This window comes from Saccharopolyspora erythraea (assembly GCF_018141105.1).
Taxonomy (GTDB): Bacteria; Actinomycetota; Actinomycetes; order Mycobacteriales; family Pseudonocardiaceae; genus Saccharopolyspora_D; species Saccharopolyspora_D erythraea_A.
In genome coordinates this window covers 793,994-812,182 of the sequence record NZ_CP054839.1, presented here as the reverse complement: position 1 = coordinate 812,182, position 18,189 = coordinate 793,994, and the positions used below count along the sequence as shown (strand labels likewise).

General features: G+C 72.3%; 7 protein-coding genes. 6 read left to right on the top strand and 1 reads right to left on the bottom strand.

Annotated elements, in window-relative coordinates; genetic code table 11:
- Positions 1–26 precede the first annotated feature (26 nt).
- A complete protein-coding gene (locus tag HUO13_RS03800) occupies positions 27–10,547 on the bottom strand; it encodes a type I polyketide synthase (RefSeq protein ID WP_211900112.1) in 10,521 nt (3,506 codons plus the stop codon).
- A gap of 368 nt (positions 10,548–10,915) precedes the next feature.
- On the opposite strand from HUO13_RS03800, the gene HUO13_RS03795 reads away from it, so the two are divergent.
- From HUO13_RS03795 to desII, 6 genes are all read left to right on the top strand, one after another.
- Complete coding sequence (locus HUO13_RS03795) at positions 10,916–11,854, top strand: NAD-dependent epimerase/dehydratase family protein (protein ID WP_249124433.1); 939 nt, start codon at positions 10,916–10,918, stop codon at positions 11,852–11,854.
- Complete coding sequence (locus HUO13_RS03790; protein ID WP_211900110.1) at positions 11,854–13,101, top strand: activator-dependent family glycosyltransferase; 1,248 nt, start codon at positions 11,854–11,856, stop codon at positions 13,099–13,101. Before HUO13_RS03795 ends, HUO13_RS03790 begins: the two co-directional genes overlap by 1 nt.
- A 51-nt stretch (positions 13,102–13,152) precedes the next feature.
- Complete coding sequence (locus HUO13_RS03785) at positions 13,153–13,866, top strand: class I SAM-dependent methyltransferase (protein ID WP_211900109.1); 714 nt, start codon at positions 13,153–13,155, stop codon at positions 13,864–13,866.
- A gap of 153 nt (positions 13,867–14,019) precedes the next feature.
- Positions 14,020–15,480 (top strand): NDP-hexose 2,3-dehydratase family protein, encoded by a 1,461-nt coding sequence (locus tag HUO13_RS03780; RefSeq protein ID WP_211900108.1) that lies wholly within the window; start codon positions 14,020–14,022, stop codon positions 15,478–15,480.
- Entirely contained in the window at positions 15,477–16,682 is a 1,206-nt protein-coding gene (locus HUO13_RS03775; RefSeq protein WP_211900107.1) for a dTDP-4-dehydro-6-deoxyglucose aminotransferase, read from the top strand. Before HUO13_RS03780 ends, HUO13_RS03775 begins: the two co-directional genes overlap by 4 nt.
- Positions 16,683–16,719: 37 nt before the next feature.
- Entirely contained in the window at positions 16,720–18,189 is a 1,470-nt protein-coding gene (gene desII, locus HUO13_RS03770; RefSeq protein WP_211900106.1) for a dTDP-4-amino-4,6-dideoxy-D-glucose ammonia-lyase, read from the top strand.

Sequence of the window (18,189 nt, the reverse complement as noted above, 5' to 3'; positions counted from 1 at the left end):
TTCGGCGGCTGCGGGGTAGGCCGTACTCAATCGCCGTCGAGCTCCCGGCCGAGTGCTTCGAGCAGTTCGTCCACGCCCGCCTCGCCCAGGTCGTCGCCGGACGAGTGGACGCCGGTTCCGGAGGAGGCGGCGGGCTGGGCGACCGGGCGCAGCGCGGCCAGCATGCGTTCCAAGCGCTGCGCCAGCTCTTGCCGTTCGGTTGCGGGCACCTCGGGCAGGGCCGCCTCCACCGCGTCCAGTCCGGCGAGAGCCGACGGCGCCTCCCGGACTTCGGTGCCGAGCTCGGCATCGAGGAAACCGGCGACCGCGGAGGCGTTCGGGTGGTCGAAGACCAGCGTCGACGGCAGGCGGAGTCCGGTGGCCGCGTTGAGCAGGTTGCGCAGCCGGACGGCCGCCAGCGAGTCGAACCCGAGCTCCTTGAACGGCGTGGTCGCTCGCACCGCCTTCGGGTCGTCGTGGCCCAGCACGGTCGCGGTGTTGGTGCGAACCAGGCGCACCAGTTCCGCTGTCCGCTCGGCACGCGGCAGACCTGCCAGCCGGTCGCGCAGGCTCTCGGTCTCCGGTTCTCCGGCCCGCTCGCTCGGCGCGGTCGTGACGATGCGGTCGAGCAGCGGCCGGGGCCGGGCGGCGGTGTAGGACTCGGCGAAGACGGGCCAGTCCACGTCCGTCACGACCACCGCCGTCTCACCGGCCGCCAGCACCCGGTCCAGCGCGGCGAGAGCGCGCGGCACGGGCATCGCCCGCACACCGCGCTCGCGCAGGAACGACACGGCCTCCTCGTCGCCGGTCATGCCGCCCGCCGCCCACAGCCCCCACGCCACCGACGTGGCGGGCAGGCCCCGGCCGCGGCGGTGCTGGGCGAAGGCGTCCAGGAACGCGTTGCCCGCGGCGTAGGCGCCCTGGCGGGTGCTGCCCCACACCCCGGCCCCGGAGGAGAACAGCAGGAACAGCTCGGCGTCCGGGCACAGCTCGTCCAGGTGCACCGCGCCCCCGGCCTTGACCGCGACCACGTCGTTGAAGGCGGCCTCGTCCATGTCGTTGAGCGCGACCTGCTGCGGCAGGCCCGCCGCGTGCACCACACCGCGCACGACGTCGCCCTGCTCGATCAGGCCGTGCACGAGCTCCCGCACCGGCTCGCGGCTGCTGACGTCACACGAATGCACCGACACCCGCGCGCCGAGCCGGGTCAGCTCGGCGGTCAGGGCGTCGACGCCCTCGGTGTCGGGGCCTCGCCTGCTGACCAGCGCGAGGTGTTCGGCGCCGCGACCGGCGAGCCAACGGGCCACCTCGGCGCCGAGACCGGCGGTGCCACCGGTGACCAGAATCGTGCCGCCCGGCACCGCGTACTCCGAGGTGGCGGTCACGTGGGCGGGGGAAAGCCGCCGGGCGCGCACGGCGTCGGCCCGCACCGCGACCTGGTCCTCCGAGCCGGCCAGCACCGCGGTCAGCCTGCCCCGCAGTGCCGGGTCCGGCGTCTGCGGCAGGTCGACGACGCCTGTCCAGCGCGGCCCGCGTTCCAGGGACGCGACCTGGCCCAGCCCCCACAGCTTCGCCTGGTCCGGCCGGTTCACCGGCCCGCCCGCGTCGACCGCGTCGAAGGTGACCGTCCACAGTGGTGCTTCGATTCCCGCCGCGTCGAGCGCCTGCACCAGCGCGAGGGTTCGCGCCGCACCATCGTCTTCGAGGGCGAGCAACGACACCACACCGGCGCAGTCACCGACCAGCCCGGCAACGCCGCGCGTGACCTCCGGTTCGGCGCCGGCCTCGGCGAGCGCCGCCCGCACCTCGGCGGTCCAGCCGTTCTCCTCGTACCCCTCGGGCACCACCACGAGCCAACGGTCGCCCAGCGCGGCGGACTCGGAGCGCGGCACCTCGGTCCAGTCGACCCGGTAGAACCAGTCGTCGAGCTCGTCGCGCGGGGCGGTGCGGTCCGGCAGCAGCCAGAACCGCTTGCCCTGGAAGGGATAGCCCGGCAGGTCGACCAGTCCGGCCCGGCCCAGCACCGCTTCCCAGTCGACCGCGACGCCGCGCGTGTGCGCGTCGGCGAGCGCCGCGAGGAAGCGGTCGGCGTCGCCCGCGTCGCGTTCCAGCGTCCCGAGCACCGCCGCGTCCGACTCGGCGTCGTCGAGGGTCTCCTGGATGCTCGCCGCCAGCACCGGGTGCGGGCTGACCTCGATGAAGGTCGCGTACCCCTGGTCGGTCAGCGCTTGCACGGCGGAGTGGAACTCCACCGGGTGCCGCAGGTTGCGGTACCAGTAGCCGGCGTCCAGCTCGGTACCGTCCACGAAGTCGCCGGTCAGCGTCGAGAAGAACGGCACCTCGGCCGGTCGCGGGGTGATCCCGGCCAGCGCCTGGACCAGTTCGTCGCGCACGGGTTCGACGTGCGCGGTGTGCGAGGCGTAGTCCACCGGGATCGCGCGGGCGCGGATGCCCACGCCCTCGCAGTACTCCAGGAACTCGCGCGCCGCCGGGGCGTCACCGGCCACCACCACGGCGTCGGGTCCGTTGACCGCGGCGACCTCCAGCCTGCCGGTCCAGCTGTCGTCGGCGAGGAGCTTCTCGACGTCGGAGCGGCCGCCGCGCACCGAGAGCATGCTCCCCCGGCCCGCGACCGCGCGCACCGCCTTCGACCGGAGGGCGACGACGCGCACGCCGTCCTCCAGCGACAACGCCCCAGCCACCACCGCGGCGGCGATCTCACCCTGCGAGTGCCCGATGACGGCCGACGGAACGGCGCCGCAGGCACGCCACAACCGCGCCAGCGACACCATCACCGCGAACAGCACCGGCTGGACGACGTCGACCCGCTCCAGCGACGGCGCGTCCGGACGCTGCTCCAGCACCTCGGACACCGAGAACCCGGCCACCTCCGACAACACCGCATCGCACTCGGCGATCGACTCCGCGAAAACGGGCACCGGGAGCAAGCCCCGCGCCATGCCCTCCCACTGAGCACCCTGACCCGGAAAGACGAACACCGAACCACCGTCGGAGGCACTGCCGGTGACAACGCCGGGGACCACGGCACCGTCGGCCACCGCCCGCAACCGGTGCACGGCCTCGGCGGTGTCGGCGGCGAGCACCGCGGCCCGCTCCTCGAAGTGCTGGCGGGCCCGCGCCATCGTCCAGCTCACGTCCGCCGGTGCGATCCCGGGATGCGCGGCGAGGTGGTCGGCGAGCCTGCGGGCCTGTGCCCGCACCGCCGTTCCGGTCCTGGCCGACAGCACCACCGGCACCACTCCGGTCCCGGGCAGGATGCGGCGCGGTTGCGGCACGGACTCCGGTTCCGGCGGCTCGGCGATGATCACGTGCGCGTTCGTCCCGCTCACCCCGAACGCCGACACGCCGGCACGGCGCACCCCGTCCGCGGCGGGCGCCCACTCCCGCACGCCGTCGGCGAGCTCGATCTCGCCGGAGGACCAGTCGATGAGGCCCGAGCGCTCACCCCGGCACAGCATCGGCGGCACCACGCCGCGTTCCAGGCCGAGCAGCACCTTGATCACGCCCGCGACACCCGCGGCCGCCTGCGCGTGACCGATGTTCGACTTCACCGAACCCAGCAGCACCGGACCCGCCGAACAGCGCGACCGGCCGTAGGTCGCCAGCAACGCCGACGCCTCCACCGGATCACCCAGCCGCGTACCGGTTCCATGCGCCTCGACAACACCGATGTCGGCGCCCGTGATGCCCGCACGCGCCCACGCCCGGCGGATGACCCGCTGCTGCGCGACTCCGCTCGGCGCCGACAGCCCGTTGCTCGCGCCGTCCTGGTTCACCGCCGAACCGGCCACCACGCCCAGCACGCGGCGCCCCTCCCGCCGGGCTTCGGACAACCGCTGGAGCACGACGAACGCCGAACCCTCCCCCAGCCCGAAACCGTCGGCCTGGTCCGAGAAGGGCTTGCACCGGCCGTCCGGCGACAGCGCGCCTTGGCGCGAAAACTCGGTGAACACCTCCGGGCCCGCCATCACCGACACACCACCAGCGACCGCGAGACCGCAGTCCCCGTCCCGCAACGAACCACACGCCGTGTGCACCGCCACCAGCGACGACGAACACGCCGTATCAACCGTCAGCGCCGGGCCCTCCAGTCCCAGCACGTATGCGATGCGCCCAGAAGCGACGCTCGCGGTGTTGCCGGTGAGCAGGTATCCGTCGACACCGTCCTCCGGGCGCGGACGCCCGGTCGCGTAGCCCTGGTGGGACATGCCGACGAACACGCCGGTGTCGCTGCCGCGCAACGTCTCCGGCGGGATGCCCGCGCTTTCCAGCGCCTCCCACGTCGTCTCCAGCGCCTGGCGCTGCTGCGGGTCCATCGCCAGTGCCTCGCGCGGCGAGATCCCGAAGAACGCCGCGTCGAAGTCACCGGCGTCCGCCATGAAGTTGCCGTGGGCGCGGCGGGTTCCCGCGGCGTCGGAGGCCATCAGCTCGTCGGGGACCCAGCCCCGGTCACCGGGGACCTCGGCGGCGGAGTCGCGCCCCGAGGTGATCAGCTCCCACAGCCGCTCCGGGGAGTCGACTTCGCCGGGAAGCCGGCAGGCCATGCCGACGATCGCGATCGGCTCGTCGACAGGGGCCGTGGTCGCCGGTGCGGCCTGCTCTTCCCCTGCTCCACCACCGAGTTCGGCGGTCAGGTGCGCCGCCAAAGTCCGCACGTCCGGGTAGTCGAACACGGTCGTCGTAGGCAGGCGGACACCGGTCGCGGCGCCGAGCCGGTTGCGCAGCTCCAGCGCCGACAGCGAGTCCACGCCGAGCTCCGCGAACGCCTGGTCGGCGGGCACCCGCTCGGCCGATGCGTGGCCGAGGACCGCGGCCGCGTGCGAGCGCACGAGCTCGAACACCGCCTTCTCGCGCTCCGGCGCTGGCAGCGCCGCCAAAGCGCCCACCTCCGGTTCGGCGGCGGTCTGCGGCGTCGCCCGGCGCGCGTCCTCGATCTCGTCGAACAGCCTGGTCGGCCGCTGCGCGGTGTAGGCGAGCAGGAACCGGTCCCACCTGACGTCGATGACGATCGGGCAGATCTCGGCGCGGTCCAGCGCGCTCTGCAAAGCCCGGCAGGCCGTCTCGGGAGGCATCTCGATGACGCCGTGCCTGCGGAAGCGGTCGGCCACGGGGCCTTCGGCCATCCCGCTGCCCGCCCACGTCCCCCACGCCACGGCGGTCGCGGGCAGTCCGTCGCTGCGCCGCTGCTGGGCGAGGCCGTCGAGGTAGGCGTTGCCCGGCGCGTAGCCGCCGAGCCCGGGGGCGCCGAAGGCCGAGGCGAAGGACGAGAACAGGACGAAGGCTGTCAGGTCCAGCTCGCGCGTCAGCTCGTGCAGGTTGCGCGCGCCGAGCACCTTGGCGCGGTTGGCCCGCTCGATGCGCTCGCCGGTGAGGGTGTCCACGGTGCCGTCGTCGAGCGTGGCGGCGGCGTGGAACACCGCAGAGAGGGGGACGTCGCCGCCGATGCCGCCCAGCAGCTCGCGGACCGACTCGCGGTCGGTCACGTCGCAGGCCGCGACGGTCGTCCGGGCGCCCAGCTCTTCCAGCTCGGCGACCAGTTCGCCGACGCCGTCCGTGTCCGGCCCGCTGCGGCTCACCAGCAGCAGGTGCGGCGCGCCCCGCCGGGCGAGCCAGCGCGCGACCTGCCTGCCGACGCCGCCCGTACCACCGGTGACCAGCACGGTTCCGGTCGGCTTCCACTCGCCGTCGGCCGCCGTGGCCGCCCCCCGCACCCACCGGCGTCCGTACACGCCGTCGGCGCGCAGCGCGAGCTGGTCCTCACCGGTGCTGCCGGACACGACCGCCGCGATGTGCCGGGACAGCTCGGCGACGGACCCCGCGGGCACGTCGACCAAGCCACCCCACACGGCGGGATTCTCCAGCGCGATGACCCGCCCTACGCCCCACAGGGCGCCGTGCGCGGCGTTGCGGACGCGCTCGAACGGCCCGGTCGCGACGGCGCTTTCCGTCACCGTCCACAACGGACACTCAAGTTCCACGGACGCCATCGCCTGCACAAGGCTGAGCGTGTCCGCGAGCGAAGCCAACGCCAGCGGCGCTTCCTCCAGCTCCGGTTCGTCCACCGCCAGCAGCGACACCACCCCGGCCACCTCGCCGGCCGAACGCAACCGCTCCGCGAGTTCGTCGCGCCCGCAGCGGGCGTCCACGACCAGTTCGCGGACCCGTGCCCCGGCCGACTCCAGGGCCTCCCGTGCCGCAGCGCTCACCTCGTCCGCGGTTCCGGCGTACTTCGCCACCAGCCACGTGCCGTCGAGCCGGGCGGATTCGCCCGCACCGGTGGGCCGCCACTCGATGCGGTAGCGCAGCGTGGAAACCTCGTCGGCCTCGGCGCATCGGCGCGCCACCGGATTCGGTTCCAGCCAGACGCGCTCGCGCTGGAATGGGTAGGTCGGCAACGGCACCCGGCGCGCTCCGGTGCCCAGGTGCACCGACTCCCAGTCCACCGCGACACCGGCGGCGAACGCGCGGGAGAGCGCTTCGCCGAAGTCGGCGAGGGTGCCGTCACCGCGGCGCAGCGAGTGGACGGCGGTGATGCCTGCGCCCGGTCCGTCGCCGATCTCCTCGATCGCGGCGGTGAGGATCGGGTGCGCGCTGACCTCCAGGAACGTCCGGTACCCCTGCTCGGCGAGGGCGCGGACGGCGTCCTCGAACCGCACGGTCCGGCGCAGGTTGCGGTACCAGTACCCGGCGTCGAGCTCGTCCGGCAGCGTCCAGCGCCCGGTGACGGTGGAGAAGAACGGCACGAAACCCGGCAGCGGGCGGAAGTCCTCACCCAACTCGGCGTGCAACGCGTCGCGGATCGCCTCGACGTGCGAGGAGTGCGACGCGTAGTCCACGGCCAGGCGCTTGGCACGGATGCCCTCGGCGGTGCAGGAAGCGACCAACCGGTCCAGCTCGTCGCTGTCACCGGCGACCACCACCGAGCGCGGACCGTTGACAGCCGCGATCTCGACGCCTTCGCCGATCCGCGCGCTGACCTCGTCGGCCGGGGCGCCGATCGAAGCCATGCCCCCGTTTCCGGGCATGGTGGCGATGACCCGGCTGCGCAGTGCGACCACACGCGCGGCGTCGTCCAGGGAGAGCGCGCCCGCGACGCACGCGGCGGCGATCTCGCCCTGGGAGTGCCCGATGACCGCGGCCGGCTCGACGCCGTGGGCGCGCCACATCGACGCCAGCGAGACCATGACCGCGAACATCACCGGCTGCACCACGTCCACGCGGTCGGTCGACAGCGCGGCGTCCTGCTCCCGCCGCGCGGCTTCCGCGCGCAGGAACGGGATCACCTCGAAGTCCAGGTGCGGTTCGAGCGCGTCGGCGCACTCGCGCAGCGCCGCGGCGAAGACCGGGGCGGTGTCGAGCAGGTCGACGGCCATGCCCGCCCACTGCCAGCCCTGACCGGGGAAGACGAAGACGGCGCGCTGCTGCGACCGGCCCGTGCCCACGGCGGCACCGTCGGCATTTCCTGTCGCGAGACCGTCGAGCACGCGCAGCGCCGCGGACTCGTCGACAGGAGCGAAGGCGGCGCGGTGGGGCAGCGCGGCCCTGCCCGTCGCGAGCGAGTACGCGATGTCGCGCGTGTCCTGACCTGGGTGCTCGCGCACGTGCGCGGCCAGCCGCGCCGCCTGTGCGCGCAGACCGTCCGCGCTGCTCGCCGAAAGCACCCAGGGCGCCACGACGTCGCCGACCGCCACCCGCTCGCCTTCGACGACCTGCGGGGCTTCCTCGATGATCGCGTGCGCGTTGGTGCCGCTGATCCCGAACGACGAGACCCCCGCCCGCCGCGGCCGCCCACCCGCGGGCCACGACTCCGGCTCGTCCAGCAGGCTGATCGCACCGGAGGACCAGTCGATCTCCTCGGACCGCTCCGATGCGTGCAGGGTGCGGGGAAGGGTGCCCGCGCGCATCGCCAGCACCATCTTGATCACGCCTGCCACCCCGGCGGCTGCCTGGGTGTGGCCGAGGTTCGACTTGACCGAGCCCAGGCGCAGCGGCCGCTCCCGGTCACGGCCATACGCCTCGAACAGCGCCCGCGCCTCGACCGGGTCGCCGAGCCGGGTTCCCGTGCCGTGCGCCTCGACGGCGTCGACGTCGCCGGGTCCGAGACCGGACTCGGCCAGCGCCTGCTGGATCACCCGCACCTGCGCCCGCCCGTTGGGCGCCGACAGCCCGTTGCTCGCGCCGTCGGAGTTGACCGCAGTCCCCCTGAGCACGGCGAGCACCGGGTGGCCGTTGCGGCGGGCGTCCGACAGCCGCTCCAGCAGTAGCATCCCGGCGCCCTCGGCCATGCCGAAACCGTTGGCGCCCGCGGAGAACGCCTTGCACCGGCCGTCCGGCGCCAGCGAGTTCATCCGGCTGAAGTCCACCAGCATGCCCGGCGTCGGCATCACCGTGACCCCGCCCGCCATCGCCAGCGACGACTCGCCGCGCCGCAGCGACTGGCACGCCAGGTGCACCGCGACCAGCGAGGACGAGCACGCGGTGTCCACGCTGATCGCCGGGCCCTCCAGGCCGAGCGTGTAGGCGATGCGGCCGGAGGCGACGCTCGTGGTCGTACCGGTCATCAGGTAGCCCTCGACGCCTTCGCCGCCCTCGGCCAGCCGCGGGCCGTACTCCTGCGGGATCAGGCCGACGAACACGCCCGTGGGCGACGCCTGCAACGAGGACGGCGGGATTCCCGCCCGTTCCAGCACTTCCCAGGAGAGCTCGAGCATGAGCCGCTGCTGCGGGTCGACGGCCAGCGCCTCGCGCGGGGACATGCCGAAGAAGGCCGGGTCGAACGCGGTCGCCTCGGTCAGGAAACCGCCGCCGCGCTGATGCGCGGTGCCCGACCGGGAGGGGTCGGGGTGGAACAGCGAGTCCAGGTCCCAGCCGCGGTCGGTCGGCAGTCCTCCCACCGCGTCGCGGCCCTGCGACAGCAGCTCCCAGAACTCCTCGGGGGTGCTCACACCACCGGGCAGCCGGCAGGCCATCGCGACCACCGCGACCGGTTCGTCCGGCGCCGCATCATTCGTCCGCGCGGGAATTTCCCGTTGTGCGACCTCGGTTCCCGCCGCGAGCGCCTCGGCGAGCGCACGCGGAGTCGGGTGGTCGTAGAGGAGCGCGATGTTGACCTCGCGCCCGATCGCGGCGCTCACCCTGGCGCGCAACTGCGCGGCCAGCACCGAGTCCAGACCCAGCTCGCGGAAGGTGGCCTCGGCGTCGGCCTCACGGCCCGCCAACGCGGCGGTCTCGCCGTTCACGACCGCGAGCAGCCGTTCGCGCAGCACGTGCGGGGGCGCGTTCCAGTCGACGCCGACCTCGGCCGGTTCGTCGTCCTCCTCGGCTGGCGCGAACTCCGGTAGTACCCCAGGTTCGGCCGCCACGTCGCCGTAGGCGGCGGTCCAGTCGACCGACACGCCGCCGGTGAACGCCTGGGCCGCGGCCAGCAGGAACCGCCGCATGCCGCCCTGACCGCGTTGCAGCGTCGGGACCACCGCGGCCGAGGAGCCCTCGGCGTCGAGCGTCTGCTGGAGCGCGGCGGCCAGCACCGGGTGCGGGCTCGCTTCGACGAACGTGCCGGGACCGGCCTCGAGGGCGGACCGGATCGCCTCGTCGAAGCGCACCGGCAACCGGAAGCTGCGGCGCCAGTAGTCGGCCACCAGCTCCCGGGTGTCCAGCGCGCCTCCGGTGAGGCTGGCGTAGAAGGGCACCTCCGAGGCACCGGGCGCGAACCACGCCAGGGCCGAGCGCATGCCCTCGGCGATGTCGTCGACCTGCGCCGAGTGCGCCGCCATCGACACGTTGATGACCTGGGCGCGAACCCCTTCGGCCGAAAGCTCCTGGACCCGGCGCGCGATCGGTTCCGGCGACCCGGTCAGCAGCACCGAGCGCGGACCGTTGACCCCGGCGAGCACCACGTCGTCGTCCCACCGCGCGATGCGCGGCGCGATCTCGTCGGCGGAGAGCGCGACGGCGGCCATGTCTCCGTTGCCCACCAACGGAATCATCTCGCGGCTCCACAGCGCGGCTGCCCGCGCGGCGTCGGCGGCGCCCGCGGCACCGCACACGTGCGCGGCGGCCAGTTCGCCGATGCTGTGGCCCACCACGGCGTCGGGCGTCACGCCGAAGGAACGCCAGAGCGCGGCAAGCGAGGTCTGCACCGCGAACAGGGCGGGCTGGACGACCTCGACGCGGCGCAACTGCTCGGGAGAATCCAGGACCTGTGCCAGCGACCAGTCGGTGACGGGCTCGAACGCCCGCGCGCACGCGTCCATCGCGTCGGCGAAAACCGTTGACTCGCCGAGGAGTTCGCCCGCCATCCCGGCCCATTGCGCGCCCTGGCCGGGGAAAACCAGCACCACCGGAGCGGACGGCCGGGCCACGCCGCGGACCACCGAGGCGTGCGGCCTGCCGTCGGCGACGGCGGCCAGGCCGTCGAGCAGCTCGGAGGTCGAGGAGGCGACGACGACCGCGCGGTGCGGACCGGTGTCCGCCCGCTCGTCGCGGGCGAGCGCGGCCCCGGCACCTTCGACACCCGCGCCGGAAAATTGATCGAGATGTGCACGCAATTGGCGCGCACGGGTCCGCAAGGCGGATTCATTGCGCCCCGACAGGGGCCACGGACGAACGGTCCTCCCAGGCTGTGCAGTCCGGCTGTCGGAGAGCTTTGACAGGTCCGCCACGCGTCCCCCTACTCGACGACCACGCAATGGGCGAACAATATAGGAAGGATCAAGAGGTTGACATCGTCTAGTCGCGCCAACGAACCTGTGAACATCTGCATGTTGACAAGATCAACGGCGGCTACCTACTGTGGTGGCCCAGTGAGGGGTTGCCGCACATCGCGCTGGGGAGAATCTTTGAATTCCACCCGTAGCACCGACCTGGAAAGCGAGCAAATGCTCCGGTGAATGGGATCAGTGATTCCCCGCGTCAATTGATCACCCTTCTGGGCGCTTCCGGCTTCGTCGGGAGCGCGGTTCTGCGGGAGCTGCGCGACCACCCGGTCCGGCTGCGCGCCGTGTCCCGCGGCGGAGCGCCCGCGGTGCCGGCCGGCGCGGCCGAGGTCGAGGAACTGCGGGCCGACCTGCTCGAACCGGGCCACGCCGCCGCCGCGATCGAGGGCGCCGACGTGATCGTGCACCTGGTGGCGCACGCAGCGGGCGGCTCCACCTGGCGCAGCGCCACCTCCGACCCCGAAGCCGAGCGGGTCAACGTCGGCCTGATGCACGACCTCGTCGCCGCGCTGCACGATCACCGCAGGTCGGCGCCCCCCGTGCTGATCTACGCGAGCACCGCGCAGGCCGCGAACCCGTCGGCGGCCAGCAGGTACGCGCAGCAGAAGACCGAGGCCGAGCGCATCCTGCGCAAGGCCACCGACGAGGGCCTGGTGCGCGGCGTGATCCTGCGGCTGCCGGCCATCTACGGCCAGAGCGGCCCGTCCGGTCCCATGGGGCGGGGTGTGGTCGCCGCGATGATCCGGCGTGCCATCGCAGGCGAGCCGCTCACCATGTGGCACGACGGCAGCGTGCGCCGCGACCTGCTGCACGTCGAGGACGTGGCCACCGCGTTCGCCGCCGCGCTGGAGCACCAGGACGCGCTGGCAGGCGGCACGTGGGCGCTGGGCGCCGACCGCTCCGAACCGCTCGGCGACATCTTCCGGGCCGTCTCCGGCAGCGTCGCCCGGCACACCGGCGGCCCCGCCGTCGACGTGGTCTCCGTGCCCGCGCCCGAGCACGCCGAGGCCAACGACTTCCGCAGCGACGACATCGACTCCACCGAGTTCCGCGCACGGACCGGCTGGCACCCCCGGGTGTCCCTGGCCGACGGCATCGACCGGACGGTGGCAGCCCTGATCCCTGCCGAGGAGCACTAGTGCGAGTACTGCTGACGTCCTTCGCGCACCGGACGCACTTCCAGGGACTGGTCCCGCTGGCATGGGCCCTGCGCACCGCGGGTCACGACGTGCGCGTGGCCAGCCAGCCCGCGCTCACCGACGCGATCGTCGGCGCCGGCCTCACCGCGGTGCCCGTGGGTTCCGACCACAAGCTCTACGAGCTCGTCCCGGAAATGGCCGCTCAGGTCCACCGCTACTCCACCTACCTGGACTTCTACCACCGCGAGCGGGAACTGCATTCCTGGGACTTCCTGCTCGGCATGGAGCAGGCCACCGCCGAGCACGTCTACCCGGTGCTCAACAACGAGTCCTTCGTCGACGAGCTGGTCGACTTCGCCCGGGACTGGCGCCCTGACCTGGTGCTCTGGGAGCCGTTCACCTTCGCGGGCGCCGTCGCGGCCCGGGCCTGCGGCGCCGCGCACGCCCGGCTGCTGTGGGGCAGCGACCTCAACGGCTACTTCCGCGGCCGGTTCCAGGCCCAGCGCCTGCAACGGCCGCCGGAGGACCGGCCGGACCCGCTGGGCTCGTGGCTCACCGAGGTCGCGGGGCGGTTCGGCGTCGAGTTCGGCGAGGACCTCGCGGTCGGGCAGTGGTCGGTCGACCAGTTGCCGCCGAGCTTCCGGCTGGACACCAAATTGGAAACCGTTGTCACGCGGCACCTGCCCTACAACGGCGCGTCGGTGGTTCCGGACTGGCTCAGGAGGAACGACGCGACTCGACGGATTTGCTTTACCGGAGGTTTCTCCGGGCTCGGACTCGCGGCCGACGCCGATCAGTTCGCGTCGACGCTCGCGAAGCTCGCGCGATTCGATGGTGAAATCGTCGTTACAGGTTCCGGTCTGGATACCTCCGCGGTACCGGAGAACATTCGTTTGGTGGATTTCGTTCCGATGAACGTTCTGCTCCAGAACTGCGCGGCGATCATCCACCACGGCGGGGCCGGAACCTGGGCGACGGCACTGCACCACGGAATTCCGCAAATATCAGTTGCACATGAATGGGATTGCATGCTACGCGGCCAGCAGACCGCGGAACTGGGCGCTGGAATATACCTCCGGCCGGACGAGGTCGACGCCGACGCGCTGGCGAGCGCCCTCACCCAGGTGGTCGAGGACCCCGCCTACGCCGAGAACGCGGTGAAGCTGCGCGAGGAGGCGCTGTCCGACCCGGTGCCGCAGGAGATCGTCCCGCGGCTGGAGGAACTCACCCGCCGCCACGCCGGCTAGCGGTTCCCACCGACACGTCCGTCCAACAGCACACCGCCAGAGGGAGCAGGGATGTACGAGGGCGGGTTCGCCGAGCTCTACGATCGGTTCTACCGCGGCCGGGGCAAGGACTACGCGGCCGAGGCCGCGCAGGTCGCGCGGCTGGTCAGGGACCGCCTGCCCGCGGCTACCTCGCTCCTCGACGTGGCCTGCGGGACCGGCACCCACCTGCGCCGGTTCGCCGACCTCTTCGACGACGTGACCGGCCTGGAGCTGTCGGCGGCGATGATCGAGGTCGCCCGGCCGCAGCTCGGCGGCATCCCGGTGCTGCAGGGCGACATGCGCGACTTCGCGCTGGATCGCGAGTTCGACGCCGTCACCTGCATGTTCAGCTCCATCGGCCACATGCGCGACAGCGCCGAGCTGGACCAGGCGCTGGCGTCCTTCGCCCGCCACCTCGCCCCCGGCGGCGTCGTGGTGGTGGAACCGTGGTGGTTCCCGGAGGACTTCCTCGACGGCTACGTGGCGGGCGACGTGGTCCGCGACGGCGACCTGACGATCTCGCGCGTGTCGCACTCCGTGCGCGCCGACGGCGCGACCCGGATGGAGATCCACTGGGTCGTCGCCGACGCCGTGAACGGGCCGCGGCACCACGTGGAGCACTACGAGATCACGCTCTTCGAGCGGCAGCAGTACGAGAAGGCGTTCACCGCGGCCGGTTGCGCCGTGGAGTACCTGGAGGGCGGCCCCTCCGGGCGCGGGCTGTTCGTCGGTGTGCGCCGATGACCCGTGCGGTGGAGTTTTCCGTTCCTGGCACTGGTGATCCGCGCCGTGGCCCCTTTCCCCGCCGTGACCGGACCCCTACAGTGAGTGCGGGTCTTGATCGACAACACCCGGCGGCAGCAAGCGGAGCCGTCGACGACACCGCAGGGAGAGTCGATGGGTGATCGGGCCGACCGGATGACTCCGGAATCCTCGCATACCGCAACGCGTTTCCTGCTCGGCGACGGCGGAGTCCCCACCGCCACGGCGGAAACTCACGACTGGCTCACCCGCAACGGCGCCGAGCAGCGGCTCGAGGTGACGCGCGTGCCGTTCAGCGCCATGGACCGCTGGTCGTTCCAGCCCGAGGACGGCAGGCTGGCCCACGAGTCCGGGCGGTTCTTCTCCATCGAGGGCCTGCACGTGCGGACGAACTTCGGGTGGCGGCGGGACTGGATCCAGCCCATCATCGTGCAGCCCGAGATCGGTTTCCTCGGCCTCGTCGTCAAGGAGTTCGACGGCGTGCTGCACGTGCTGGTGCAGGCCAAGGCCGAGCCGGGCAACATCAACGCCGTCCAGCTCTCCCCGACCCTGCAGGCGACGCGCAGCAACTACACCGGCGTCCACCGCGGCTCGAAGGTCCGGTTCATCGAGTACTTCAACGGCACCCGCCCGAGCCGGATCCTCGTCGACGTGCTGCAGTCCGAGCAGGGCGCGTGGTTCCTGCGCAAGCGCAACCGGAACATGGTCGTCGAGGTGTTCGACGACCTGCCCGAGCACCCGAACTTCCGGTGGCTGACCGTCGCGCAGCTGCGGGCGATGCTGCACCACGACAACGTGGTGAACATGGACCTGCGCACCGTGCTGGCCTGCGTCCCGACCGCCGTGGAGCGGGGCAGGGCCGACGACGTGCTCGCACGCCTGCCCGAGGGATCGTTCGAGGCCCGGCTGCTGCACTCGTTCATCGGCGCGGGCACCCCGGCCCACAACATGAACAGCCTGCTGAGCTGGGTCTCCGACGTGCGCACCCGGCGCGAGTTCGTGCAGCGCAGCCGTCCGCTGCCCGACATCGAGCGCAGCGGGTGGATCCGCCGCGACGACGGCATCGAGCACGAGGAGAAGAAGTACTTCGACGTCTTCGGCGTCACGGTGGCGACCAGCGACCGCGAGGTCAACTCGTGGATGCAGCCGCTGCTCTCCCCCGCCAACAACGGGCTGCTCGCACTGCTGGTCAAGGACATCGGCGGCACCTTGCACGCGCTCGTGCAGCTGCGCACCGAGGCGGGCGGGATGGATGTCGCGGAGCTGGCGCCGACGGTGCACTGCCAGCCCGACAACTACGCCGACGCACCCGAGGAGTTCCGTCCGTCCTATGTGGACTACGTGCTCAACGTGCCGCGCTCGCAGGTCCGCTACGACGCCTGGCACTCCGAGGAGGGCGGCCGGTTCTACCGCAACGAGAACCGGTACATGCTGATCGAGGTGCCCGGCGACTTCGACGCCAGTGCCGCTCCCGACCACCGGTGGATGACCTTCGACCAGATCACCTACCTGCTCGGGCACAGCCACTACGTCAACATCCAGCTGCGCAGCATCATCGCGTGCGCGTCGGCCGTGTACACCAGGACCGCCGGATGAAGCGCGCGCTGACCGACCTGGCGATCTTCGGCGGCCCCGAGGCGTTCCTCAACACGCTCTACGTGGGCAGGCCGACCGTCGGGGACCGGGAGCGGTTCTTCGCCCGCCTGGAGTGGGCGCTGAACAACAACTGGCTGACCAACGGCGGACCGCTGGTGCGCGAGTTCGAGGACCGGGTCGCCGACCTGGCGGGCGTGCGCCACTGCGTAGCCACCTGCAACGCGACGGTCGCGCTGCAGCTCGTGCTGCGCGCGAGCGACGTGTCCGGCGAGGTCGTCATGCCTTCGATGACGTTCGCGGCCACCGCGCACGCGGCGAGCTGGCTGGGGCTGGAACCGGTCTTCTGCGACGTGGACCCCGAGACCGGCCTGGCCGATCCCGAGCACCTCGCATCGCTGGTGACGCCGCGGACGGGCGCGATCATCGGCGTGCACCTGTGGGGCAGGCCCGCTCCGGTCGAGGCGCTGGAGAAGATCGCCGCCGAAAACCAGGTCAAGCTGTTCTTCGACGCCGCGCACGCGCTGGGCTGCACGGCGGGCGGACGGCCGGTCGGCGGCTTCGGCAACGCCGAGGTGTTCAGCTTCCACGCCACGAAGGCGGTCACCTCGTTCGAGGGCGGCGCCATCGTCACCGACGACGGGCTGCTCGCCGACCGCGTCCGCGCGATGCACAACTTCGGGATCGCACCGGACAAGCTGGTGTCGGATGTCGGGACCAACGGCAAGATGAGCGAGTGCGCCGCGGCGATGGGCCTCACCTCGCTCGACGCGTTCGCCGAGACCAGGGTGCACAACCGCCTCAACCACGCGCTCTACTCCGACGAGCTCCGCGACGTGCGCGGCGTGTCCGTGCACGCGTTCGATCCGGGCGAGCAGAACAACTACCAGTACGTGATCATCTCGGTGGACTCCGCGGCCACCGGCATCGACCGCGACCAGTTGCAGGCGGTGCTGCGAGCGGAGAAGGTTGTCGCACAGCCCTACTTCTCCCCAGGGTGCCACCAGATGCAGCCGTACCGGACCGAGCCGCCGCTGCGGCTGGAGAACACCGAACAGCTTTCCGACCGGGTGCTCGCGCTGCCCACCGGGCCCGCGGTGTCCAGCGAGGACATCCGGCGGGTGTGCGACATCATCCGGCTCGCCGCCACCAGCGGCGAGCTGATCAACGCGCAATGGGACCAGAGGACGCGCAACGGTTCGTGACGACCTGCGCCACAAGTGCCAGGAGGTTCGCTCCCCAATGAACACCACTCGTACGGCAACCGCCCAGGAAGCGGGGGTCGCCGACGCGGCGCGCCCGGACGTCGACCGGCGGGCGGTCGTGCGGGCGCTGAGCTCGGAGGTCTCCCGCGTCACCGGCGCCGGCGCCGACACCGCCGACGTGCAGGCCGCCCGGCTCGCCGACCTCGCAGCGCACTACGGGGCGCACCCGTTCACGCCTCTGGAGCAGAGCCGTGCGCGGCTGGGTCTGGACCGCGCGGAGTTCGCCCACCTGCTCGACATGTTCGGCCGCATCCCGGATCTGGGCACCGCGGTGGAGCACGGCCCGGCGGGCAAGTACTGGTCCAACACGATCAAGCCGCTGGACGCCGCCGGCGCCCTGGACGCGGCGGTCTACCGCAAGCCGGCCTTCCCCTACAGCGTGGGCCTGTACCCCGGTCCGACGTGCATGTTCCGCTGCCACTTCTGCGTTCGGGTGACCGGTGCCCGCTACGAGGCGGCCTCGGTGCCGACGGGCAACGAGACGCTGGCCGCGATCATCGACGAGGTGCCGACGGACAACCCGAAGGCGATGTACATGTCCGGCGGGCTCGAACCGCTGACCAACCCCGGCCTCGGCGAGCTGGTGTCGCACGCCGCCGGGCGCGGATTCGACCTCACCGTCTACACCAACGCCTTCGCCCTCACCGAGCAGACGCTGAACCGCCAGCCCGGGCTGTGGGAGCTGGGCGCGATCCGCACGTCCCTCTACGGGCTGAACAACGACGAGTACGAGACGACCACCGGCAAGCGCGGCGCGTTCGAACGCGTCAAGAAGAACCTGCAGGGCTTCCTGCGGATGCGCGCCGAGCGGCAGGCGCCGATCCGGCTCGGCTTCAACCACATCATCCTGCCGGGCCGCGCCGACCGGCTCACCGACCTCGTGGACTTCATCGCCGAGCTCAACGAGTCCAGCCCGCAACGGCCGCTGGACTTCGTGACGGTGCGCGAGGACTACAGCGGCCGCGACGACGGCCGGCTGTCGGAGTCCGAGCGCACCGAGCTGCGCGAGGGCCTGGTGCGGTTCGTCGACTACGCCGCCGAGCGGACCCCGGGCATGCACATCGACCTGGGCTACGCCCTGGAGAGCCTGCGGCGGGGCGTGGACGCCGAGCTGCTGCGCATCCGGCCGGAGACGATGAGACCCACCGCGCACCCCCAGGTCGCGGTGCAGATCGACCTGCTCGGCGACGTCTACCTCTACCGCGAGGCGGGCTTCCCCGAGCTGGAGGGCGCCACCCGCTACATCGCGGGCCGGGTCACCCCGTCGACCAGTCTGCGCGAGGTGGTGGAGAACTTCGTGCTGGAGAACGAGGGCGTGCAGCCCCGTCCGGGCGACGAGTACTTCCTCGACGGCTTCGACCAGTCGGTGACCGCACGGCTCAACCAGCTCGAACGAGACATCGCCGACGGGTGGGAGGACCACCGCGGCTTCCTGCGCGGAAGGTGA

Bases quoted from the DNA above. Each gene is read 5' to 3' on its own strand.
- HUO13_RS03785 (WP_211900109.1), top strand. From the start codon at position 13,153: ATGTACGAGGGCGGGTTCGCCGAGCTCTACGATCGGTTCTACCGCGGC.
- HUO13_RS03780 (WP_211900108.1), top strand. From the start codon at position 14,020: ATGGGTGATCGGGCCGACCGGATGACTCCGGAATCCTCGCATACCGCA.
- HUO13_RS03775 (WP_211900107.1), top strand. From the start codon at position 15,477: ATGAAGCGCGCGCTGACCGACCTGGCGATCTTCGGCGGCCCCGAGGCG.
- desII (WP_211900106.1), top strand. From the start codon at position 16,720: ATGAACACCACTCGTACGGCAACCGCCCAGGAAGCGGGGGTCGCCGAC.